Annotated in this window: 20 protein-coding genes; 16 read left to right on the top strand and 4 right to left on the bottom strand. The window is 51.3% G+C overall.

Annotation, left to right across the window (positions count from 1 at the left end):
- Positions 1-522 precede the first annotated feature (522 nt).
- Positions 523-999, bottom strand: a complete 477-nt coding sequence (locus tag ACSTTG_RS22315) for an aminoacyl-tRNA deacylase (protein WP_438461313.1) — start codon at positions 997-999, stop codon at positions 523-525.
- Positions 992-1,957, bottom strand: coding sequence for a tRNA-modifying protein YgfZ (gene ygfZ / locus ACSTTG_RS22320; RefSeq protein WP_438476399.1), 966 nt, complete (start codon positions 1,955-1,957; stop codon positions 992-994). Before ygfZ ends, ACSTTG_RS22315 begins: the two co-directional genes overlap by 8 nt.
- 180 nt (positions 1,958-2,137) lie before the next feature.
- Here ygfZ and ACSTTG_RS22325 point away from each other — a divergent pair, with 180 nt between their 5' ends.
- On the top strand, positions 2,138-2,398 hold the full coding sequence (locus ACSTTG_RS22325; protein ID WP_438461311.1) for an FAD assembly factor SdhE: 261 nt from the start codon (positions 2,138-2,140) through the stop codon (positions 2,396-2,398).
- A gap of 420 nt (positions 2,399-2,818) precedes the next feature.
- On the opposite strand, the gene nadB is transcribed toward ACSTTG_RS22325, so the two are convergent.
- On the bottom strand, positions 2,819-4,432 hold the full coding sequence (nadB, locus tag ACSTTG_RS22330) for an L-aspartate oxidase (protein WP_438461310.1): 1,614 nt from the start codon (positions 4,430-4,432) through the stop codon (positions 2,819-2,821).
- A gap of 377 nt (positions 4,433-4,809) precedes the next feature.
- Between nadB and rpoE the strand changes: the two genes are divergently transcribed.
- The 11 genes from rpoE (at position 4,810) to acpS (ending at position 14,057) form a co-directional block, all read left to right on the top strand.
- Positions 4,810-5,388, top strand: coding sequence for an RNA polymerase sigma factor RpoE (gene rpoE, locus ACSTTG_RS22335; protein ID WP_438461309.1), 579 nt, complete (start codon positions 4,810-4,812; stop codon positions 5,386-5,388).
- A gap of 39 nt (positions 5,389-5,427) precedes the next feature.
- On the top strand, positions 5,428-6,054 hold the full coding sequence (locus ACSTTG_RS22340) for an RseA family anti-sigma factor (RefSeq protein ID WP_438476401.1): 627 nt from the start codon (positions 5,428-5,430) through the stop codon (positions 6,052-6,054).
- Positions 6,051-7,013 (top strand): sigma-E factor regulatory protein RseB, encoded by a 963-nt coding sequence (gene rseB, locus ACSTTG_RS22345; RefSeq protein ID WP_438461307.1) that lies wholly within the window; start codon positions 6,051-6,053, stop codon positions 7,011-7,013. The genes ACSTTG_RS22340 and rseB overlap by 4 nt, the downstream gene beginning before the upstream one ends.
- Complete coding sequence (locus tag ACSTTG_RS22350; RefSeq protein ID WP_438461306.1) at positions 7,010-7,486, top strand: SoxR reducing system RseC family protein; 477 nt, start codon at positions 7,010-7,012, stop codon at positions 7,484-7,486. The genes rseB and ACSTTG_RS22350 overlap by 4 nt, the downstream gene beginning before the upstream one ends.
- 114 nt (positions 7,487-7,600) lie before the next feature.
- On the top strand, positions 7,601-9,394 hold the full coding sequence (lepA, locus tag ACSTTG_RS22355; protein ID WP_438461305.1) for a translation elongation factor 4: 1,794 nt from the start codon (positions 7,601-7,603) through the stop codon (positions 9,392-9,394).
- A 143-nt stretch (positions 9,395-9,537) separates the two neighbouring features.
- Entirely contained in the window at positions 9,538-10,434 is an 897-nt protein-coding gene (gene lepB / locus ACSTTG_RS22360; protein ID WP_438461304.1) for a signal peptidase I, read from the top strand.
- Positions 10,435-10,469: 35 nt separating this feature from the next.
- Entirely contained in the window at positions 10,470-11,147 is a 678-nt protein-coding gene (gene rnc, locus ACSTTG_RS22365) for a ribonuclease III (protein WP_438461303.1), read from the top strand.
- Positions 11,140-12,114, top strand: coding sequence for a GTPase Era (era, locus tag ACSTTG_RS22370; protein ID WP_438461302.1), 975 nt, complete (start codon positions 11,140-11,142; stop codon positions 12,112-12,114). Before rnc ends, era begins: the two co-directional genes overlap by 8 nt.
- 97 nt (positions 12,115-12,211) lie before the next feature.
- The gene (recO, locus tag ACSTTG_RS22375) at positions 12,212-12,934 is read left to right on the top strand and encodes a DNA repair protein RecO (protein WP_438461301.1); all 723 of its coding nucleotides are present in this window, start codon (positions 12,212-12,214) and stop codon (positions 12,932-12,934) included.
- The gene (gene pdxJ, locus ACSTTG_RS22380; RefSeq protein ID WP_438461300.1) at positions 12,931-13,662 is read left to right on the top strand and encodes a pyridoxine 5'-phosphate synthase; all 732 of its coding nucleotides are present in this window, start codon (positions 12,931-12,933) and stop codon (positions 13,660-13,662) included. The genes recO and pdxJ overlap by 4 nt, the downstream gene beginning before the upstream one ends.
- A 17-nt stretch (positions 13,663-13,679) precedes the next feature.
- Positions 13,680-14,057, top strand: coding sequence for a holo-ACP synthase (gene acpS, locus ACSTTG_RS22385; protein WP_438461299.1), 378 nt, complete (start codon positions 13,680-13,682; stop codon positions 14,055-14,057).
- Between the two features lie 190 nt (positions 14,058-14,247).
- Here acpS and barA read toward each other — a convergent pair whose 3' ends face one another.
- Positions 14,248-17,022, bottom strand: a complete 2,775-nt coding sequence (gene barA, locus ACSTTG_RS22390) for a two-component sensor histidine kinase BarA (protein ID WP_438476403.1) — start codon at positions 17,020-17,022, stop codon at positions 14,248-14,250.
- A gap of 129 nt (positions 17,023-17,151) precedes the next feature.
- Between barA and rlmD the strand changes: the two genes are divergently transcribed.
- The 4 genes from rlmD to pyrG all read left to right on the top strand — a co-directional run bounded on the left by rlmD (position 17,152) and on the right by pyrG (position 23,530).
- Positions 17,152-18,489 (top strand): 23S rRNA (uracil(1939)-C(5))-methyltransferase RlmD, encoded by a 1,338-nt coding sequence (gene rlmD / locus ACSTTG_RS22395; RefSeq protein WP_438476405.1) that lies wholly within the window; start codon positions 17,152-17,154, stop codon positions 18,487-18,489.
- Between the two features lie 141 nt (positions 18,490-18,630).
- Positions 18,631-20,850 carry a GTP diphosphokinase gene (relA, locus tag ACSTTG_RS22400; protein WP_438460901.1) on the top strand — a complete coding sequence of 740 codons (2,220 nt, stop codon included), beginning with the start codon at positions 18,631-18,633 and terminating at the stop codon, positions 20,848-20,850.
- Between the two features lie 69 nt (positions 20,851-20,919).
- Positions 20,920-21,720, top strand: coding sequence for a nucleoside triphosphate pyrophosphohydrolase (gene mazG, locus ACSTTG_RS22405; RefSeq protein WP_438460902.1), 801 nt, complete (start codon positions 20,920-20,922; stop codon positions 21,718-21,720).
- Positions 21,721-21,889: 169 nt separating this feature from the next.
- Positions 21,890-23,530: a CTP synthase gene (pyrG, locus tag ACSTTG_RS22410; RefSeq protein ID WP_438460903.1), complete on the top strand. Its 1,641-nt coding sequence runs from the start codon at positions 21,890-21,892 to the stop codon at positions 23,528-23,530.
- The last annotated feature ends 46 nt before the right edge of the window (positions 23,531-23,576 follow it).

The following is a 23,576-nucleotide window of genomic DNA, read 5'->3' on the forward strand; positions in this document are numbered from 1 at the left end:
AGTGCCGGACAATTATAAGAAAGTCGTCTCCAAAAAAGTGTGATTTATTGGACGTATCGGTTACAAAAACAAACCCGTTCGGATATTTGTGCTTTGTCAGACAATTTTTAGGTCATAAGTTCCATTTTGCGTGACCTGCCCCTCAAGTTTTTTTCTGATTTCTAACTCTATTATTACCGCCTAGTGAGCGGGCCCAATAGCTGCGGGGGGATGGGGCAGAAATAGTGTTAGCGAGCGGTGAAAAAAAGCCCGCACAGTGAAGTGTGCGGGTGAATAGTCACAGATGCATAACACAAAAGTGGATTTTTCTGAATAATCAGTGGATTCACTTTGATTGATGTCCAAGTCACACTTGGGCGGATACCGCAAAACTCCTCATCAACACGATTACGTTAACGAATTTTTAACCATTATGCTACATCTATTTTGTCTATAAATATCCACGTCATTAATGAGTAAGAAAAGTGTGACGAGTGATGCACTTTGGTCGGTGTGACAGAGTCTTATCCGGTTTTTAAGTCGTTAATCGCGGCAGATATCACCACAACTCGGTGAGCAAAGGCGGACCAGATCGGCTAGCTCAATCGCAAGCCCGGCCAGTCGCGTGCCACTGCTGATGGAGACCACCTGCTGCGAATCAAAGCGCTTATCGAGAATAATCGGCATCGGTTGCTTAAGTCTCAGCGGGGCAACGCAGCCAAGTTGATAGCCAGTGATCGCCTCAAGTTGGCTGTGATCAACACAGGTCATTCGCCGCCAGCCAAGCAGGGCTCGGACTTTTTTCGGGTCAACGCTTTGATCCCCAGGTACGCAAGCCAGCGCGTAGCGATCTGACATATCCCGCAACAGAATAGACTTGACCATTTGCTGACTATCAATGCCCCTGGCTTGCGCTGTGTCTTCGATTGTGATGGTTTCCTGCTTCTGGTTCAGCAGGCGATAACTCACCTGCTGTTGATCGAGGAAGTCCATCAGTGGAGTGCGAAACGGCTCACTCATCGTCTAGGCTGTAGGGTAGAGGTAATAATTGCCAGTGACTCTCGGCTTGCTGAGCAAGACGGAGCTGGGTATCTGGCTCAAGGTTATTGGGCACAATCGCCAGGCCAATGACTCGGCCATCAGCAAATTGATAGTGACATAGCAGGCGACCAAGCGCACGCCAGTTCTCACCCACAGAGCGCTCTAAGATAACCTCCTGCTCAAGCGTTTCTGCGGTTGTGCTTTGCACGATCACCATCTGGCGTTTGTTCATACCGCGGTATTTGGCGCGTGCGACTGTCTCTTGACCGGTGTAGCAGCCTTTAGAGAAGCTGATCCCCCCAACAGCGTGCAGGTTGAGTGCCTGTGGGATGTGCTCATTTTGCATGAAGTCTTCAACAACCGGTTGAGCCTCGCGGATATCCACCAAGGTCCAGAGTGCGCTATCTACCCAAAGCGAAGGGTGGAGCTTAGCAAGCTCGCCGGCTTGGGTTGGTTCAAGCGCCAGTAACCAGCGCTGCTGGCCGACTTTGACTGCCGTGCCGCCTGTGATCTGACGCACGTCGCCACGGTCTTCACTCAGTTGATCGACAAATTGCTCGGCTTGATCACCGATAACACCCAGCAAGGTGTCTTGACTAACTTCGATGGTGACCTTGGAAAATACCGCGTATTTTTTTAGCTCAGCGAGCTCCCTATCCACCGCTGACTGTGGCTGGAGCATGGCGTAGGTCTCACCATGGTGGAAGAGACGAAAAGCCGACCATAGCTTGCCCTTGGCATCACAATGTCCACCGAGCGTCGATTGTTCAGTGGCAAGCGACACCACATCACAGGTAACTTGACCTTGAAGGTACGACTTTCGGTCGTCACCGGATAGGGTGATAAGCCCCAACTGGTTTAGGTGACATAAAGACAGCGCCGGGAGCGCCTCTTCAGGGGTGAGGGGTAACGGTGTGTTGAGCTGATTCCAATCCATGCGCGCGTGACCTTTATGGTTAAGATTTTATTAATGGTAATCCTCAATGTGAGGGCGCATCAAGCTGCTTCAAGTTCACAGTGAGAAAAAATCTTCGGTTGGGCAGAACGTGATTTAGGTTGTGGCTTTTTCAGGGCGGGTTGATACACTCATTACACTGCAATTGGTAGAGGATTATCGATGTATACCCAAGAAGACAAGGCGCGTATTAAGTGGGCGTGTCGCCGTGGCATGTTAGAGCTTGATGTGGTGATCATGCCGTTTTTTGAAGAGTGCTTTAACTCACTGACTGAATCAGAGCAACAGGACTTTGTCTCGCTTCTCGAGTGTGATGATCCTGAGCTGTTCAGTTGGGTGATGGGGCATGGGCGCAGTGAGAACCTCAGTCACGCGTCGATGGTAGACAAGATTGTTGCCCATAACTTGTCCAAGGTACGTTAGTACTCAACCCAACTCCGATTCTCGCGCCCAACTGGTGATGGTGATTGTGACGCCATGGCTGATTTGGGCGCTGTGTGTTTTTTCCCCTTCTCTCGCGCTTAGCTTTTGTTTGCTCTACATCTGGCGGCAGCTGGTAAAAACCCGAGCGATTTTCCCACCGAGCTGGTCTGGACGAATACGCATCGACCCTAGCGGTGAGGTCGGTTTCTATTTAACGGCCTATCACGCGCAGAGTGTTAAACGCGTATTGTGCTGTTATGCCGACATTTTTGTCCTTGTCACCCTAAGCAACAACACGCGCTGGATTCTCTGGCGCACCAGCATGAAAGATCAAGATTACCGCCAACTATTACTCTGGCTAAGGCGAGGACATATACCTCGCCCCTCGTAGGGCTATGCCCGTCCCCGCATCTCGCCCCTTTATTTAAGCGGTTGACTCGGATCCAGAATCGTCGGCCCGCTATCCTTCGCAGGTTGAGGGTAATCAAGCGTGTAATGCAACCCACGACTCTCTTTACGCTGCATCGCACAGCGTACCATCAGCTCTGCGACTTGCAGCAGGTTACGCAGCTCGAGCAGGTTGTTTGAGACCTTAAAGTTACTGTAGTACTCATGGGTTTCTTGTTGCAGAAGTTGGATGCGGCGCAGCGCGCGCTCAAGGCGTTTATCCGTGCGTACGATGCCCATGTAATCCCACATAAACAGGCGCAGCTCATGCCAGTTGTGTTGGATGATCACCTCTTCATCGGAACACGAGACCTGACTTTCATCCCAAGCTGGAATTTTGTCGACCCACTCGACCTGGTCAAGGTGGCGCAGAACATCCTTGGCCGCAGACCAAGCGTAAACTACACACTCCAGCAGTGAGTTGGAGGCCATGCGATTAGCGCCATGCAAACCGGTATAGCTGACTTCACCAATCGCATAAAGGTTTTTGATGTCACTACAGCCTTGCTGGTCAACAATCACACCACCACAGGTGTAGTGCGCCGCTGGCACGATCGGGATCGGCTCTTGGGTCATATCGATGCCAAGGTCAAGCAACCGAGAATGGATGGTTGGGAAATGTTTCTCGATAAAGGCGGTTGGCTTGTGGCTGATGTCCAGGTACATACAGTCAGCACCGAGGCGCTTCATCTCAAAGTCTATCGCACGCGCAACGATATCACGTGGGGCGAGCTCTTCACGCGCGTCGAAGTCAGGCATAAAGCGGCTGCCGTCAGGGCGACGTAAGTAGGCGCCTTCACCACGCAGTGCCTCGGTAAGAAGGAAATTACGCGCCTCAGGATGGAACAGGCACGTTGGATGGAACTGGTTAAACTCAAGATTTGCCACGCGACATCCTGCGCGCCACGCCATCGCGATACCATCACCCGATGAAACATCGGGGTTAGAGGTGTACTGATACACTTTGGAAGCGCCACCGGTGGCCAGTACTACGAATTTGGCCTTAACGGTTTCAACGCGCTCTTTTATCCGGTTCCAAATATAAGCGCCAACCACGCGCTTTTGCCCGTCACTGCCTATTTGGGTAACCAAATCTAGGGCATTATGGCGTTCAAGTACGTGGATATTAGGGTGATTATGAGCATTATCTTGCAGCGAGGTTTGCATTGCCATTCCGGTGGCGTCTGCAGCGTGAAGAATACGACGGTGACTGTGACCGCCCTCGCGCGTTAAGTGATAGCGTGGCTGGTCGTCCGAGTCATCCTCTTCGCGATCGAACGGCACGCCACCATCAATCAACCATTGCACACATTTCTTAGCATTTTTGGCGATAAATTCGACCGTGTCCGCCTCACACAAGCCAGCACCGGCAATCAGGGTGTCCTCTACGTGTGACTCAACGCTGTCAGATTCATCAAAAACGGCGGCGATACCACCTTGGGCGTAAAAGGTTGCCCCTTCACTACGAGGGCCTTTACTTAAGACCATGACCTTGGCTTTGTTGGCCACTCTTAGCGCCAATGAAAGCCCTGCGGCACCACTGCCAACGACTAACACATCACATTGATGTTCTCGGTTTTCACTCATAACTTCAAATCCAATCTCCCAGGTCATCCTGAGCTGGGGCTGTACGGTTGTTGTCTGGCCCTGGCATCAAGGCAAGGCAAACCGCATCACAAATTTATCAATCGCCTCGTATACTAGCAGTTTAGGTCGCTCAGAGCAGTTGATTTCCGTTGCTTTTGTCATTGAATCGACCCAATATTGATATCAAACAGTAATTTTAACCAGCTCACGCTATTAACATCATGAAATAAATTTCTCGGCTCGAGGTGGAACTTTTACTTAGTGCCTGAGTCACAATAAGTGCTCACATACGCGGTGGTGTAGTGACTGCTAAAGCAAGATGACGCTCATATCTGTGAGGATAAGAGCCATAATAACAAATGGGAGTAGCCGCTCGAATGAACGAGCAGACTGATCAGGTTCTTGTAGAGCGAGTTCAGAACGGAGATAAGCAAGCATTTAACTTATTGGTGATTCGTTATCAAAATAAGGTGTGCAACCTGATATCTCGGTATATCAATAATTCTGGTGACGTTGCCGATGTCGCTCAAGAGGCGTTTATTAAGGCCTATCGAGCGCTGCCATCGTTTAGAGGCGAGAGTGCATTTTATACCTGGTTGTACAGAATCGCTGTCAACACGGCGAAGAACCACATCGTTGCCCAGAGTCGTCGGCCGCCAGCCACAGACGTTGATGCTGAAGACGCTGAATTTTACGAGACCGGCAGTGCGTTAAAAGAAATATCGAACCCTGAGAATCTGACGTTGTCCAACGAGTTGAAACGAACGGTTTTTGCGGCGATTGAAGCATTGCCAGAAGATTTGAAGACAGCAATGACCTTGCGTGAGCTCGACGGGCTCAGCTATGAGGACATTGCTGAAGTGATGGATTGCCCGGTTGGGACGGTGCGCTCGCGAATTTTTCGCGCCCGCGAAGCAGTAGAGAAGAAGATTGCCCCTCTATTGCAGCGACACTGACCAGGCAGTTAAACTAATCAAGATTTGAACCAATAAACAATGGTGAAAAGAATGGCTGACAAAGAAAAACTTTCAGCACTCATGGATGGTGAAGCGTTAGACGACGAGCAACTCATTGCTCTGGCTGAGAGCGATCAGGCCGCGCTAGAAAGTTGGAAGCACTACCATTTGATTGGTGATGTGATGCGTGGTGAAGGCCCTGAGCAAGCCAATTGGGATATTGCCAGTTCGGTTGCCATGGCGCTGGAAGACGAGGCTCCTCATCAAGGAGTCACGGTCGCTCCGATGCTTGAGGCACAGCCAGCGCCTGCGGTGGCGAAAAAGCAGCTTCCGGCGTGGCTAAGTCAGTTTGGTCAAGTGGCCGTGGCTGCGTGTGTCTCTTTTGTGGTGATCCTCGGGGTACAGCAATACAGTGGTCAAGATGGCCAAGCGACACCTGAAGTGGCGCAGTTGCCTGTTCTACAAACCATTCCGCTAGCAGGAAGCGCAGAGCCTGTCAGCCTGACTCGAGAGTCAGTCCAGGGCGGCGCTGCAACCAATGAAGCGAATGTTCAAGAGCAACACCGACGTATTAATGCGGTACTTCAAGATTATGAACTCCAGCTGCGATTAAACAGCGGGAATGAGATTGCTTCTAAGCTCAATCAAAAGCCGATAGTTGAATGAAAAAAATACTGATCAGTGCCCTGACACTGTTCGGCCTAGGCGTCCACTCAGCCTCTGCAGAACAACCTGCAGAGGTCTTGTTACAGGAAATGCATCAGGCCAGTGAGCAATTAAGTTATGAGCTCTCTTATATCCTAATCAAAAAGAACAGCATTGAGCCGCTGTTGTATCGCCATGCCTCCCTTGAACAGCAACAACTTGCCCACCTTTTGTACCTCAGCGGCCCTGTTCGTGAGGTGATTCGTCGTGGTGACGAGGTGAGCTATGTTGAGCCGGGTATCGAGCCCTTCACCGTCGAGTCGAGTGATATGGTGGCACCCACTATTCCGCTTTTGCACAGTGACATCGACTATCTGAGCATGAACTATGACTTTGTTAGTGTCGGTCGTGCACGCGAAGCGGGCAGTGCGACTCAGGTGGTGCGCATCGTACCAAAAGATGGGATGCGCTACTCTTATGTGCTGTGGATTGATGAAACCACGCGCTTGCCACTACGCGCTGATTTGCTAGATCGCGATGGCGAGGTGCTTGAGCAATACCGCACGATTTCCTTTGTGGTCAACGAGCAGATCTCGGAGATCATGTCGGGGCTGCGCAACGTGACACTGCCCGATGTACTCAGCCTGCCTAAGGGCAATGTTAATCGTGCTGATTGGAACGTCGGTTGGGTACCGAATGGCTTTGAACCGACGGATGTGAACCGCTATCGTATGGCGAGTACCGATCGTGTGGTCGAGACGCAGATGTACACCGATGGCCTGTTTAACTTCTCCATCTATATTGCTGAGCGAGATGAAAACTCACTGCCAGGACAGGTGGTGCGTCAAGGGCGTCGCACGCTGCACACCTTTGTCAAAGGCAGCGCCGAGATCTCGGTCGTTGGCGATATTCCACCCTCAACGGCGCAGCGCATTGCCCAGTCCGTCTCATTTGATCCACTTAAGGCACCAGAACAATGATCACCGCATTAGCCCAAGTCGTCTCTGTTGAGCCATGCGCTGTGGGTTGGCGCGCGCAATTGCACTGTGAGCAGCAATCGAGCTGCAGCGGCTGCGCGCAAAAAAGCAGCTGCGGGACTGGGATTGTCTCTGGCGCAGTCGGCAATAAGACCCTAAGCTGGACACTGGATACCGAGCAAGCAGTGCAAGTTGGGGACACGGTCGAGATTGGCCTACCTGAGCGTCAGTTGCTCAGTTTTGCTGCCGCTATTTACTTACTTCCACTACTTTTTCTGCTCCTTGGCGCTGTGATGGGGCAGGTCTGGGTACAGCCTCTTATCGGCGCGGGCGAGGGGGCCATTATTCTTGCTGCGGCGCTGTTTGCTTTTGCGGGCTTTGTTCTCGCTAAGTGGTTGGTACGACGAAAAGAGCGCGCGACATCTGAGCAGGTGATCCTGCTAAGAATTTTGGGCAGCCAGATACCAGTTGTCTAAAATGGATGCGAAGCGCAGAGAAATTCGGTAGAATCTGCCCACTTATTTGTTGGCTCGCAGCGAACCGCTCGTCAACAACGTCATTTTGATAACAGAGTTTAGTCACACCATCCTATGAAGCACATTCGCAATTTTTCGATTATCGCCCACATCGACCACGGTAAGTCGACTCTATCAGACCGCCTAATTCAAGTTTGTGGTGGCCTTAGTGAGCGTGAAATGGACGCGCAAGTTCTCGATTCTATGGATCTTGAGCGTGAGCGTGGCATTACCATCAAGTCTCAGAGTGTGACGCTTAATTACAAAGCGAAAGATGGTGAGACTTATCAGCTTAACTTTATCGACACCCCAGGACACGTCGACTTCGCCTACGAAGTATCGCGTTCACTAGCCGCTTGTGAAGGTGCGCTACTGGTTGTTGATGCCGGTCAGGGCGTTGAAGCGCAAACTCTTGCCAACTGTTACACCGCGATCGAAATGGATCTCGAGGTTGTGCCAATCTTGAACAAGATTGACTTGCCAGCTGCCGATCCTGAGCGCGTCTCGGAAGAGATCGAAGAGATCGTTGGTATCGACGCGATGGAAGCGACTCGCTGTTCGGCGAAAACCGGTATCGGTGTTGACGATGTACTTGAGAACATCGTTTCTGCTATTCCTGCGCCAGAGGGCGACCCTGAAGCGCCACTGCAAGCGCTGATCATCGACTCTTGGTTCGATAACTACCTTGGCGTTGTCTCGCTAGTACGTATTAAAAATGGCGTGCTGAAGAAGAACGATAAGATCAAGGTAATGAGCACCGGTCAGGTGTGGGGTGTAGACCGCTTGGGTATCTTTACGCCTAAGCAAGAAGACACCACTGAGCTGCAAACTGGTGAAGTAGGCTGGGTTGTATGTGGTATCAAGGACATCCTTGGTGCGCCAGTTGGTGATACCCTGACGCTGGCGAAAGGCGGCTGTGAAGAAGCGCTACCTGGTTTTCAAAAAGTAAAACCTCAGGTTTATGCCGGTCTATTCCCAGTCTCTTCAGATGACTACGAAAACTTCCGTGATGCGCTAGGCAAACTGAGCCTCAACGATGCTTCTCTGTTCTATGAGCCAGAGAACTCAGCGGCACTAGGCTTTGGTTTCCGTTGTGGTTTCCTAGGTATGCTGCACATGGAGATCATCCAAGAGCGTCTCGAGCGTGAGTACGACCTTGACTTGATCACCACGGCGCCGACGGTAGTTTACGAGGTTGAGCGCACTGATGGCGAACTGCTGTATGTCGATAGCCCGGCGAAACTGCCTGCGGTAAACGATATAGAAGAGATCCGTGAGCCGATTGCTCGCTGTAACATCCTTGTGCCATCTGAGTACCTAGGTAACGTGATCACCTTGTGTGTAGAGAAGCGTGGTATTCAGGTAGATATGGTGTATCACGGCAACCAAGTTGCAGTGGTTTACGATATCCCAATGGCAGAGGTTGTGCTCGATTTCTTCGATCGCCTGAAGTCAACCTCACGTGGCTATGCGTCACTGGACTACAACTTCCAGCGCTTTGAAGCATCGAATATGGTACGCGTTGACGTACTACTGAACGGCGATACCGTGGATGCTCTGGCGATGATCACCCACAAAGACCAGTCTCAGACGCGTGGTCGTCAGCTGGTTGAGAAGATGAAAGAGTTCATCCCTCGTCAAATGTTTGATATCGCGATCCAGGCGGCAATTGGTAACCACATCATCGCTCGCTCGACCGTGAAACAGCTTCGTAAAAACGTAATCGCTAAGTGTTACGGTGGTGACGTGAGTCGTAAGAAGAAGCTGCTTAAGAAGCAGAAAGAAGGTAAGAAGCGCATGAAGCAGATCGGTAACGTAGAACTGCCGCAAGAGGCGTTCTTGGCGATTCTGCACGTGGGTAAAGACTAATTACTCCTGCTTGGACTGCCGCTCAATGTGTGTGGTGGTCTGAGACAAATAGATCGAACAAGTGTTTTGTTACGATAGTGATTTGTTATGAGTGAAAGGGTTTCGGCTCTTTCACTTTCGTATTTTTAAGATAAGGGAAGTCAATGGCAAATACGTTTTCACTCATTCTTGTCATAGTGACATTAGTGACGGGTATAGTATGGGCGCTAGAGAAATGGGTTTGGGCGAAAAAGCGCGCGCAAGTGCTTGCTGCCGCTGAAGCACAAACCGAGCAACTCGATGCCCAGGTGGTCGAGAAACTGCAAACTCAGCCTTGGTGGGTTGAGAACAGCGTCTCAATTTTCCCTGTGATTGCGATTGTGTTGGTATTGCGCTCCTTTATCTATGAGCCGTTTCAGATCCCATCAGGGTCAATGATGCCAACCCTGCTGGTGGGTGATTTTATCTTGGTAGAGAAGTACGCGTACGGGATTAAAGACCCGGTGTGGCGCAAAGAGTTGGTTGCCACGGGCAAGCCTGAGCACGGCGATATCGCGGTGTTTAAGTACCCACCACAACCAAATATTGACTACATTAAACGTGTCATTGGTCTACCTGGTGATACCGTTCGCTACAGCGCGCAGAAAGAGCTGTGTGTCCAGCCGCAAGGTGAGCGTACTTGCCGCCCGTTGCCGCTGTCTAATGTTAGAGAGAGTGAGTTCTTACAGAACAATATCCCTCTGATGCAAATGAATGAAACCCAGGGCGAGTTGCAATACGAGGTGCTCGCGCACCCACTGCGTCGTGATCGCGTAGAGGCGTATATGCCGCGACCTGGCGTCAATGAATGGGTTGTCCCACAAGGTCAATACTTTGTAATGGGTGACAACCGTGATAATAGTGCCGATAGCCGTTACTGGGGCTTTGTGCCTGAGGAAAACCTAGTTGGTAAGGCGGTCGCTATCTGGATCAGCTTTGAATTTGAGCGTGATCCAAGCAGCTTCTTACCAGGTTGGATTCCAACAGGGGTTCGCTTTAACCGCATCGGTGGTATTCAATAGTCTGGCCAAGGCCAGCATTAACACCACGAGAGAGTATGAATTCTCAAATTGAAAAACTACAAAGAAAGCTCGGCTATCAGTTTAAAGATGGCGAGCTTTTGAACCTGGCACTGACTCACCGCAGTGCCAACGGTAAACACAATGAGCGTCTTGAGTTTCTGGGCGATTCAATTTTAAGTTTTGTCATTGCTGACGATCTTTACCACCGCTTCCCTAAGGTAACGGAAGGGGATATGAGCCGCATGCGTGCCACCTTGGTGCGTGGTAATACCCTTGCGGAGTTGGGTCGTGAGTTTGAGCTGGGTGACTACTTAAAATTAGGTCCAGGCGAGCTTAAGAGCGGCGGTTTCCGTCGTGACTCGATTCTTGCTGATGCCGTTGAGGCGATCATGGGGGCCATCTATCTCGATAGCGACGTAGAGACTATCCGTGGCATTATTCTCGATTGGTATAAGTCGCGCCTTGAGGCTATCGAGCCTGGCGTTTCACAAAAAGACCCAAAGACTCGCCTTCAGGAGTTTTTGCAAGGCAGAAGAAAACCCCTGCCAGTCTACACAGTGACTAATATTAAAGGTGAAGCACACAACCAAGAGTTTACGGTGTCGTGTGAGGTTGCAGGAATAGGAAAGCCTGTTGTCGGTAAAGGTACCAGTCGTCGCAAGGCAGAGCAAGCGGCCGCTGAGACAGCACTAGGGCAGTTGACCAATGGCTGATTCTACTGAAAACAACGAATTCGATATTGATGCATTCTTCTCCTCAACCGGTGAAGTCTCATCGCCTGAGAACCAACACTGTGGCTTTATCGCCATCGTGGGTCGCCCGAATGTGGGTAAATCAACGCTACTGAACAAGATCCTGGGTCAAAAGATCTCGATCACGTCACGTAAGCCGCAAACCACACGTCACCGCATTATGGGTGTCGATACCGAGGGTGATTACCAAGCGATTTATGTCGACACTCCGGGTCTGCACATCGAAGAGAAGCGCGCCATCAACCGCTTGATGAACCGCGCGGCGAACTCTTCGCTGAGTGATGTGAACTTGGTGTTCTTCTTGGTTGACGGTACCCACTGGACCAAAGACGACGAGATGGTGCTGACCAAGCTGCAGAAGTCGAACTTCCCAGTCGTGCTGTGCGTCAACAAGGTTGATAACGTGCAAGACCGTAACGACGTGATGCTGCATATGCAGGAGATGTCGAAGAAGATGGAGTTTGTTGATGTGGTGCCAATCTCGGCTAAACACGGCAAAAATATTGATGTGCTGCGCAAGCACGTGCGCGAGCACCTGCCAAAAGCTACTCATCACTTCCCTGAAGAGTACGTGACTGACCGCTCGCAGCGCTTTATGGCCTCTGAGATCTTGCGTGAGAAGCTGATGCGTTTCACCGGTGACGAGCTGCCATATTCAGTGACAGTAGAGATTGAGCGTTTTGACTACAACCCTGAGACTGACGGTTTCCATATTAATGGTCTTATCTTGGTTGAGCGCAGTGGCCAGAAGAAGATGGTCATCGGCAAAGGTGGCGAGAAGATCAAAACCATCGGTCGTGAGGCGCGTCTTGATATGGAAGAGCTGTTCGGTCGCAAGGTCTACCTTGAAACCTGGGTTAAAGTGAAATCAGGTTGGGCAGACGATGAGCGTGCCCTGCGCTCGCTTGGCTATATCGACGACCTATAACCGCAGTGAGGCAGCTTGCTTCGCTCCGAGCTTATCATCCTAAGGAGCCTAACGGCTCCTTTTTTATTGCCTATCCGTTAACTATAGAGAAGAGTGGATGTCAGAAGGTCTCCAGCGCTGCTTTGTTTTACATCGGCGCCCTTACAGTGAAACAAGCTTGATCTTGGACGTGTTCAGTGAGGAGCATGGCCGGATAAGCCTGATGTCTAAAGGGGCACGCAGCCGCCGCTCTAACCTCAAAGGGGCACTTCAGCCATTTACGCCACTGCTACTCAAGTGGTCGGGTAAGGGCTCGATGAAAACCTTGCGCCAAGCAGAGCCGATCAGTCTCGGCTTACCTCTTACCGGCATTAATCTCTACTCAGGTATGTATGTTAACGAGCTGATAGGGCGAGTCTTGGCGCCAGAGGTCGCGATGCCGGCGTTATTCCATGACTACCTGCATGCGTTAACCGAATTAGCCCAGGCCAATAATCCTGAACCAGCACTGCGCCGTTTTGAGCTCGCCTTGTTGTCGGCGATGGGCTACGGGGTAGACTTTCTTCATTGCGCCGGAACGGGCGAGCCGATCGACCCTAAGATGACCTATCGCTATCGAGAAGAAAAGGGCTTTATCGCCTCAGTGCGGCGCGATAACTTGACCTTCTTAGGTGATGAGCTGATCGCGATTAGCGAGCGGCGTTTCACGACAAAAGAACAACTTAAAGCGGCAAAGCGCTTTACACGCATAGCACTAAAGCCGTATCTTGGCGGAAAACCATTAAAGAGCCGGGAACTGTTTATCGCAACACTTCCCAAAGCACGGAGTACAACACAATGAGCTCGATTTATTTAGGTGTCAATATTGACCATATCGCGACGGTTCGTAATGCACGTGGAACCAAGTATCCAGATCCTGTACACGCAGCCGAGATTGCAGAGCGCGCGGGTGCGGATGGTATCACTATCCACTTGCGTGAAGACCGTCGTCATATTGTCGATCGCGATGTGCGCATCCTACGCGAGACGCTGCAAACACGCATGAACCTTGAGATGGCTGTGACCGACGAGATGATTGACATCGCATTGCAAACGCAGCCAGAGTACGTGTGTTTGGTACCAGAAAAGCGTGAAGAGCTGACTACTGAAGGCGGCCTTGATGTGGTGGGGCAACTTGACAAGATCAAGGCAGCAACGGAGAAGCTGGCTGCTGCTGGGATTAAGGTGTCTCTGTTTATCGATGCTGACCGCCAGCAAATCGATGCGGCGAAAGCCTGTGGCGCACCGTTTATCGAGCTGCACACTGGTCAGTACGCTGAGGCAGAGAACGATGAAGATCAGCAAGATGAGCTGAAGAAGATTGCTGCAGCGGCAAGCTACGCACACGATCTTGGCATTATGGTTAACGCCGGTCACGGCCTGACTTACCATAACGTTGCCCCAATCGCGGCACTGCCTGAGATCTATGAGCTGAACATCGGTCACTCGATCATTGGTCGCGCACTGTTTGATGGCCTGCACAAAGCCGTCGCAGATATGAAAGCCGTTATGGTTGCTGCGCGTAAGTAAGCGCCTAGGATAGCCCAATGCCTGTAGTAGGAATCGGTACGGATATCGTCGAGATTGCCCGAGTCGAAAAGGCACTCGAGAAAAGCAATGCCCTGGCTTATCGCATACTTAGCGAGGCCGAGCAGGTGGTGTTTAACCAAAGTAAACAGCCCGCTCGCTACCTTGCCAAGCGCTTTGCCGTCAAAGAGGCGGCAGCCAAAGCACTTGGCACTGGCATCGCACGCGGGGTCAGCTTTCAAGATTTCACCGTCACCAACGATGAACTCGGCAAGCCAGAGCTCAGCTTAACTGGCGCTGCTCAGCAGTTCGCCGACGCCTTGTCTGCCCACTCCATCTTAGTCACGATAGCGGATGAAAAGCGCTATGCGGTGGCGACGGTCGTTATGGAGTCGTAGCTTCTGCGGTTGTCTTGTCCTTTTGTCGAATGAAAAGCCAATGGTGGGTGCCATTGGCATTTTTTAGGAGCGAGCTGCGGGTTTCACTTCGTTCCGAGGGGCGAGTAGTCCGCCGACGCTATATTAGATTGCCGCTCCACTCGCACCTCGAAGGGCAAAGCCCGTCCCCGCAGCGCAGCGTCCCCGAACCTTAAACAAGGTAAGGCTCAGCCGCCGCGATCACCTTCTCCATCTCATCTTGCAGTTCGAATAGTTCAGGCTCTAGGTCTTCGATGCTCATGTCTGAGCGAAGGCCTTTTTCGAGTTCGGCGCAGACTTTTTTCAGGCGTGGGACACCGCTGTAAGAGCAGCTACCGTTGAGTTTGTGGACGAAATGGAGCAGGTCCGGTTGCGTGTGGGTTTGTGGATCAAGGACGCTATCGACTACCTCACTGACTTCAGGGATAAACTCAATCAGCATCCGCAGCATGTCTTTGGCCAGATCTTGCTTGTTGGCGGATTGTTTGAGTGCCAACTGCCAGTCGATGATAAGATTTTGGTTGCTGGTTTGTGTCAGCGGCTCAGTCTTGATGGGCTCAAGCTCGATCGCCTCGACTTCGCTCTCATCGCGGTTAGGGTTCCAGCGTACCAAGACCTGCTGCAGGATGTGCTCCTCGATGGGTTTGGTGAGGTAATCGTCCATTCCCGCATCCAGTAAGCGCTCGCGCTCTCCCTGCATCGCATGGGCCGTGACGGCGATGATTGGCGTGTCACCATTCAGATCTGAGGTCTTAATCGCCTTACAGGCGGTGACGCCATCCATCCTCGGCATCTGAATGTCCATCAAGATGATGTCGAATTTCTCTTGCTGCGCGCACTCGACCGCTTCGATGCCATCGTTACACGCCACAACCGTTTTGACTCGCTCTTGAAGAAGCGCTGAGATCAGCTTGAGGTTGGCACTGTTATCATCCACCGCCATTACAGTGAGAGGTAACAGCTCTTTTGGTGCGTGTTGACTCACAGGTTCAATCACCAGTTCAGGCTGCAACACCACAAGGTTTTGCAACAGCTTACGTCTTGAAAACGGTTTAGGAACACACGGTACGTTGAGCTCTGCCGTGATCTGAGTTGCCAGCGCCAACTCAGTGCTTGGCAGACCGACCGAGACATGAGTGGCCATTTTTTGCGCCAGAATCACTTGCTCGCGTACCTCGTCAAAGGAGTGCTCGGTGTTTGGGGCAAAGTTGATGATAGCGTAGTCGTAGTGGCCAACTTCATCAGGCATGGTTGAGCGATAGCTAACCTGTAGGTTGGAGATTGAAAGCATCTGCTGAACCACGGTCGCAGCCTGAATATTCGGCTCGACCAAGAGCACGGTACGGTTGGCTAGGCAAGCGGTATCAACCAAATCAGACACTGGCATGTTGGTGGTGGCTAATTGAATCGTGTACCAGAAGGTTGAGCCTTGGTGCAAGCGGCTGGTGAGGCTTATCTCACCGCCCATCTGGCTAACTAGCTTCTGGGTGATCACTAGGCCAAGCCCGGTGCCGCCGTAGCGACGTGAGATACTGGCATCAGCCTGAGAGAAGGCTTGGAACAACTGGGCTTGCTGGCGTTCGGAGATCCCGATACCGGTATCACGGACCATAAACTGCAGCTCAATCATATCCTCTTTCTGCGAGCGCAGCTCAACACTGATATCGATATTACCGCGGTCGGTAAACTTAATCGAATTGCCCACTAGGTTAGTGAGAACCTGTTGAATACGCAGCGGATCACCGACCACGCCTGCTGGAATTTTCGGATCGATCTTGAGTGTCAGCTCGAGGCCTTTCTCGTGGGCTGAGGTTGCCTGCAGGCTGACTACCTCTTCGAGGCTCTCTTGGAAGTCAAACGGGATATTCTCAAGGGCAAGCTTACCGGCCTCTAGCTTAGAGAAGTCGAGGATATCATTGATGATGCTAAGTAGGTTATTGGCTGACTTTTCGATGGTTTGCAGGTAGTCAGTCTGACTCGCGGTCAATTGAGTTTTCAGCATTTGGCGCGAGAAGCCAATCACGCCATTAAGTGGCGTTCTCAGCTCATGCGACATGTTGGCTAGGAACTCAGATTTGACTCGCGCCGCCTCTTGGGCGCGTTTTTTCGCGATATCGAGCTCAACGTTTTGGATCTCAAGCTGCTCAAGGGTTTCACGCAAATCAGAAGTCGCCTGATCAATGCTGTGCTGCATCTCGGTATGATAGGCCGATAAGGACTCGGCCATCGCGTTGATACCATTTTTCAGCGAGTCGAGCTCGCCATGCATCTTACCATCAATCCGCACATCGACGTGACCGCGGCGGATCCGGCCAACCACCTCGCGCATGTGATCAATCGGTCTTGTGACGTCGTGCATCAAGCGCAGGGCAAAGGCGGTAGAGAGCGCCAGGCCAAGGATCATCACTGAGATAGCAATAATGATTTCGCGATACTGTTGCAGGCGCAATGATGAAAGATCCAACTCCATAGAGATGTAGCCAAGGGCTTTCGCATCGTGCTCACTGAGATCTGGCAGGGCGACAAAGCGCGTCTCAGGGATGATCGGCGCGCGCAGGATCAGGGTGTTATCTTCAATCTGAATCGAAGGCAGCAAGGGGATCGGCTCGCTGCGATCATAGGTGAGCGACTGAAACTGAGGGTGAAAGTTTGAGGTCACAAACAGTTCATGGCTGGAGTCGAACACCGCAATACTGCGCACGATACGTGAGTTTTTGCGGTGCGCGTAGCTGATGATGCGTCTTACTGACTCGCGACTTTGGGTCATCATGCCATCTTCACTGGCAATTGCCATAGGCTCGATAATACTTAAGCCTGAGTTGATAACTTGTCTCTCGAGGTCGTGATAGCGAGTGAATGAGAAAAAAGCACACAGTAGCAAACCAATAATTAGGGTTGGGGCGAGGGTCAGGGTGATTACCCGAGCGCGTAAGCCATATCGTGTCATTATTCTCTAAACTTAACCGGTTGGATGTGGGACAATACTCTCTCTTTTATATCACAGATATGCACAGAGCGGATCGATTTGCGCTTCTGTGTACGACATCAAACGCATCCTTCAGATTAGGCAACACTCATGGCGCGTATTTTCCAAGCAAAGAAAAAATCCCCTTTAAATACCAAACACTTTGAGGTCAAGGTTGAAAAACTCGACGCCCATGGTGCCGGCATCGCTTACCATAACCGTAAGCCGGTCTTTATCGAGGGAGCGCTGCCACACGAGCGTGTGCTGATCCAACTGGTAGAGCAGAAGAGCAAATACGCCCGAGCGAGCCTGATCAAAGTACTCGAGTCAAGTGACAAGCGTATCGCACCATTTTGTCCCCATTACGCCCAGTGTGGTGGGTGTAATATGCAGCACCTCAACGTGCAAGATCAGATTGAGTATAAGTCGCAGGCGCTCTCTGGGCTGTTTAAAAAATTTGCCAAGCAAGAGTTGCCCTTATCGACCCCGGTGGCCGATAGCCAGCCGGATTATCGCCGCCGTGCACGCTTTAGCGTGTTTTGGGATAAAAAGCGTGCGCAGCTTAATTTTGGCTTTCGCAAGAAAAACAGCAAGCAAATCGTTGATATCGATCAGTGTCCAATCCTCGATAGCAGCCTCAACCAGTTGATGGCGCCACTGCAGCAAATCCTGCGCGGCTTCCAACACCCTGAGCGCCTTGGCCATGTTGAACTGGTTAAAGGAGACAATACTGCAATCGTATTGGTGCGCACGATTAAGCTGCTTGGCGAGTCTGATCGCAATGCGCTTGAGTCGCTATGCCGTGAGCTCGCGGTGACACTGTACTTGCAGCAAGCTGACCAAGCGCTAGAGCATGTGCTAGGTGAGCCGGGTTACTATCAAGAGGTCGGAGCACAAATTCCTTTTGAACCTGTCAACTTTATTCAGGTCAATAAAGGGGTCAACCAGCAGATGGTGGCGCAGGCGCTGGATTGGTTGGCACTGGAATCAAGTGATCGCGTTCTCGACCTGTTTTGCGGGTTGGGTAACTTTAGTCTGCCGATCGCCAAGCAGGTTGACTCTGTGGTGGGGGTTGAGGGCGTGCAGGTCATGGTTGATAAGGCGCAAGACAACGCGAAGCACAATCAATTGAGTAACGTTGAGTTCTACCAGGCAAACCTAGAGCAAGATATCTCGACGAAGCCATGGGCGGCAAAACAGTTTAATAAAGTCCTGCTGGATCCGGCTCGAGCCGGAGCAACAGGCATCGTCGATCACATTGCCAAGCTTGGCGCGGAGCGAGTGGTGTATGTTTCTTGCAATCCTGCTACTCTTGCCAGAGACAGCCAAAGTCTGTTGGCACAAGGCTACACCATGACTCGGTTGGGTATGCTGGACATGTTCCCCCATACCAGTCACCTCGAGTCGATGGCTCTGTTTGAGAAAACGGCTAATTCGAACAAAAAGTAGCTCGCAAAACAGTTGGCTCAAAGACAATTAGTCCGTAAACAGTTAGTTCGTAAACAATATAGTTCGAAAAACACGAAAGTCTGAAAAATAAAAACAACGACAGCGAATTGAACTCGCGAAGAAAACAAATAGGAATTTGAGATGGTTGCGGTACGAAGTGCGCATTTAAACCAGGACACCGAATTTGAGCTTGAGCGCTGGATAACAAGCTTGAATCAACCCGCTAAGGCGGCAAAGGCCCTAACTCAGACCTACCAGTTGTGCGAGCAACTGGTGGCCGAGCACCCTGATGGCCAGCGTTTGCTGTGGCGTGGCCGTGAGATGAACGAAATTCTGGTCACCTTGTCGATGGACAAGGCAACCTTAGTCGCGGCACAGCTGTTTCCCGTGGTGTCGAGTGGCTTGTTTGACCAAGAAGCGCTGAGCGAAAAGTACGGCAAAGAGATCGTTAAGCTGATTGAGGGCGTTGATGAGATGGCGGCCTTGGGACAGCTCAATATCACCCTTGAGGGCAGCGCTGCTTCTTCTCAGGTGGATAACGTGCGCCGCATGCTGCTCGCGATGGTGGATGACTTCCGTTGCGTGGTGATCAAGCTTGCTGAGCGGATCACCAACCTGATTGAGGTGAAAAAGGCCCCCGATGAGGTGCGCCGCGCGGCGGCGAAAGAGTGCGCCAACATCTATGCGCCACTGGCGAATCGACTGGGTATCGGTCAGCTAAAATGGGAGATTGAAGATTACGCCTTTCGCTACCAACAGCCGGAGACCTACAAGCAGATCGCCAAGCAACTCTCTGAGCGACGCATCGTGCGTGAGCAGTACATCACCGACTTTGTCGATGATCTGACCGCTGAAATGCAAAGCTCGAATATCCGCGCCGAAGTCAGCGGCCGACCAAAACACATCTACAGTATCTGGCGCAAGATGCAGAAAAAGAGCCTTGCCTTTGATGAGCTGTTTGATGTGCGCGCGGTGCGGATCATCGCTGATCGCCTGCAAGACTGTTACGCCGCACTCGGCGTGGTGCATACCAAGTACAAACATCTGCCAAGTGAATTCGATGACTATGTCGCCAACCCTAAGCCGAACGGTTATCAGTCGATTCATACGGTCGTGTTAGGGCCGGAAGGCAAAACGATTGAGATCCAGATCCGTACTAAGCAGATGCACGAAGAGTCGGAGCTTGGTGTGGCTGCGCACTGGAAATACAAGGAAGGTGGCAGTGGTCGCAGCGGTTATGATGAGAAGATCACCTGGCTGCGTAAACTGCTTGATTGGCAGGAAGAGATGTCAGACTCGGGTGAGATGCTCGATGAGCTGCGCAGCCAAGTGTTCGATGATCGCGTCTACGCCTTTACCCCACGCGGGGATGTGGTGGATTTGCCGATGGGGGCCACCCCACTGGATTTTGCCTATCACATCCACTCAGAGGTTGGCCATCGCTGTATAGGTGCTAAGGTCGCGGGGCGTATCGTGCCATTTACCCACAAGCTGGCCATGGGCGATCAGGTTGAGATCATTACCGCCAAAGAGCCGAATCCATCGCGTGATTGGCTCAATCCATCACTGGGCTTTGTGACCTCAGGACGCGCTCGCGCCAAGATCAATGCCTGGTTTCGCAAGCAAAGCCGCGAGAAGAACCTAGAGGCTGGGCGCGAGATCCTCGAGGCCGAGCTGACCAAGATTGATGCCACACTCAAAGATGCAGAGCAGTACGCCCTTAAGCGTTTTAACGTCAATACGCCCGATGAGCTGTTTGTTGGCATTGGCAGTGGCGATCTGAAGATTAACCAGATCATTAATCACATCAATGCGTTGGTTAATAAGCCCACCGCTGAAGAAGAGGATCAGCAAGCGCTTGAGAAGCTGCAAGAAGCAGAGCATCGAGCGCCAGCGCAGAGTCAGCCGAAGAAAGATGCGGTTGTGGTAGAAGGGGTAGATAACCTGATGACCCACCTCGCGCGCTGCTGCCAGCCCATTCCGGGCGATGCGATCAAGGGCTACATCACTCAAGGACGTGGTATCTCGGTCCACCGCAGTGACTGTGAGCAGCTCGAGGAGCTGAGCCACCATGCGCCAGAGCGGATCATCGATACCGTCTGGGGGGCCGGCTTTGTTGGCTCGTATGTCTTGACCTTGCGCGTGGAGGCGATGGAGCGTGGTGGTCTACTTAAAGACATCACCTCACTGTTTGCTAATGAGAAGGTTAAGGTCAGCAGTATGAAAAGCCGTGTCGACTATCGCAAGCAGCTGTCGATCATGGACTTTGATCTTGAGGTGACCAATATTGAGGTTTTATCGCGGGTGATCACCCGGGTCGAGCAGATCAAAGATGTTATGTCGGTCAAGCGCCTTGGCTAAGTAACCCAAACTTATTTATAAAGCGGGCAGGGTATTACTGCTCGCTTTTTCTATTTTAAGGAACCAACCATGAGCCATCCGATTGAACAGCTAGAGCAGATCATGAGCCAACTGCGCGACCCAAAAACAGGTTGCCCTTGGGATCTCAAACAAAGCTTTGACACTATCGTGCCTCACACCATCGAAGAAACTTATGAGGTGGTGGATGCGATCCAAAATCGGGACTGGAGCAACCTCAAAGAGGAGCTGGGCGATCTGTTGTTTCAGGTAATTTTCTACAGCCAACTGGCCAAAGAGCAGCAGTTGTTTGATTTTGCCGAGGTGGTTGAGACGGTTAATGAGAAGCTGACTCGCCGCCACCCGCATGTATTCTCCGATGTTGAGTTTGCCAGTGAAGAAGAGATCAGCGCCAACTGGGAAGCCGAGAAGGCAAAAGAGAAGGCCCAGGTAGGCAAAGCCGGGCAAAGTATCCTAGACTCAATACCAAAATCACTGCCTGCGATTTCGCGTGCTACAAAGATCCAAAAGCAGTGTGCTAAGGTCGGTTTTGACTGGCACTCGCTAGGACCTGTGGTAGAGAAAGTACAGGAAGAGATTGAAGAAGTCATGGAAGAGGCGCTGCAGGTGAGCCCTGACAGCGACAAAGTTGAGATGGAGCTGGGCGATCTGATGTTCGCTGTAATCAACCTCTCTCGCCATCTGGATACCAATCCAGAGGTGGCGCTTGGCAAAGCGAACCAAAAGTTTGTTGAGCGCTTCAAAGGGGTTGAAAAGCTGGCTGAAATTCAGGGTAAGTCACTGAATGAAATGACATTAGATCAAATGGAGGCGCTGTGGGTCGAGGTCAAAGCACAGCGGGGTGGTCAATGACAGTGAAGCGCGGCGTTTACAACATCAAGGTTACGAGTTTGATTTGAAGCAAAAAACTTAAAAATGCACTGTGATAGATTTCACGTTGTGGCGGTAAGGGTCTTCTGGTATATTTTCGTCCCGTCCAGATGACTTCCATTTCCCTCATTCAACCAATTTCAGGTTAAACATGACGACAAATTACATTTTTGTTACTGGCGGGGTTGTATCCTCTCTAGGTAAAGGCATTGCAGCAGCATCTCTTGCAGCGATTCTAGAAGCTCGTGGTCTTAAAGTGACGATCATGAAGCTCGACCCGTACATCAACGTTGACCCAGGCACCATGAGCCCGATTCAACACGGTGAAGTATTCGTGACGGAAGATGGCGCTGAGACTGACCTTGACCTTGGTCACTACGAGCGATTCATTCGTACCAAGATGACCAAGCGTAACAACTTTACAGCCGGTCGTGTCTACTCTGACGTCCTTGCCAAAGAGCGTCGTGGTGATTACCTAGGTGCAACCATTCAGGTTATCCCTCACATCACTAACTCTATTAAAGACCGCGTAATCGCTGGTGGTGAAGGCCACGACGTCGCGATCGTTGAAATTGGTGGCACAGTAGGTGACATCGAGTCACTACCATTTATGGAAGCTATCCGTCAGCTAGCCGTTGAGCTAGGTCGCGAGCGCGCGATGTTCATGCACCTGACTCTAGTGCCTTACCTTGCCGCTGCCGGCGAAGTGAAAACGAAGCCAACTCAGCACTCTGTAAAAGAATTGCTTTCTATTGGTATCCAACCTGATATTCTAGTTTGCCGCTCTGATCGTGCGATTCCAGCCAACGAGCGTAAGAAGATCGCTCTGTTCTGTAACGTTCAAGAGAAAGCGGTAATCTCAATGAAGGACGTAGATTCTATCTATAAGATCCCTCAGTTGATTAAATCACAAGGTCTTGATGACCTAGTGTGTGCTCGCTTTGGCATCAACGCGCCAGAGGCTGACCTTTCTGAGTGGGAACAGGTAATCTACGAAGAAGCGAACCCAACCGCTGAAGTGACTATCGGTATGGTGGGTAAGTACATCGAATTGCCAGATGCTTACAAGTCAGTGAACGAAGCACTGAAACACGCAGGCCTTAAGAACCGTCTAAGCGTGAAGATTAAATACGTTGACTCACAAGATGTTGAGAGCAAAGGCGAAGAAGCGCTAGCAGACCTAGACGCTATCTTGGTACCAGGTGGCTTTGGCGACCGTGGTGTTGAGGGTAAAATTCGCGCCGCTCAATACGCACGTGAGAACAACATCCCATACCTTGGCATCTGTCTAGGTATGCAAGTGGCTCTTATCGAGTACGCGCGTAATGTGGCTGGTCTTACCGGTGCACATTCAACAGAATTTAATAAAGAGACCAAGTACCCTGTGGTAGGCTTGATCACGGAATGGGTTGACGGCGAAGGTAAAGTTGAAGAACGTACCGAAACCTCAGACCTTGGCGGCACAATGCGCCTAGGTTCACAGCTGTGTCACCTAGAGAAAGGCACCAAAGCTCGTGAACTGTACGGCAGCGCAACCATCCATGAGCGTCACCGTCACCGTTACGAAGTGAATAACGTCCTTCGTCCGAAGATTGAAAAAGCCGGTCTTAAAGTTTCTGGTCTGTCAGCAGACAAGAAGCTTGTGGAAATGATTGAGAACCCAGCACACCCATGGTTTGTTGCGGCTCAGTTCCACCCAGAATTTACCTCGACGCCTCGCGATGGTCACCCACTATTCGCAGGCTTCGTCAAAGCCGCTGGCCAATACCAGCGCGGTGAATTTGAGAAGTAAATAAAAGGATGTAGGCGGCAGCGGGACTGGCTGTTGCCTTTAAATT

The organism is Vibrio glycogenivorans (genome assembly GCF_051660965.1).
In the GTDB taxonomy this organism is placed as follows: domain Bacteria; phylum Pseudomonadota; class Gammaproteobacteria; order Enterobacterales; family Vibrionaceae; genus Vibrio.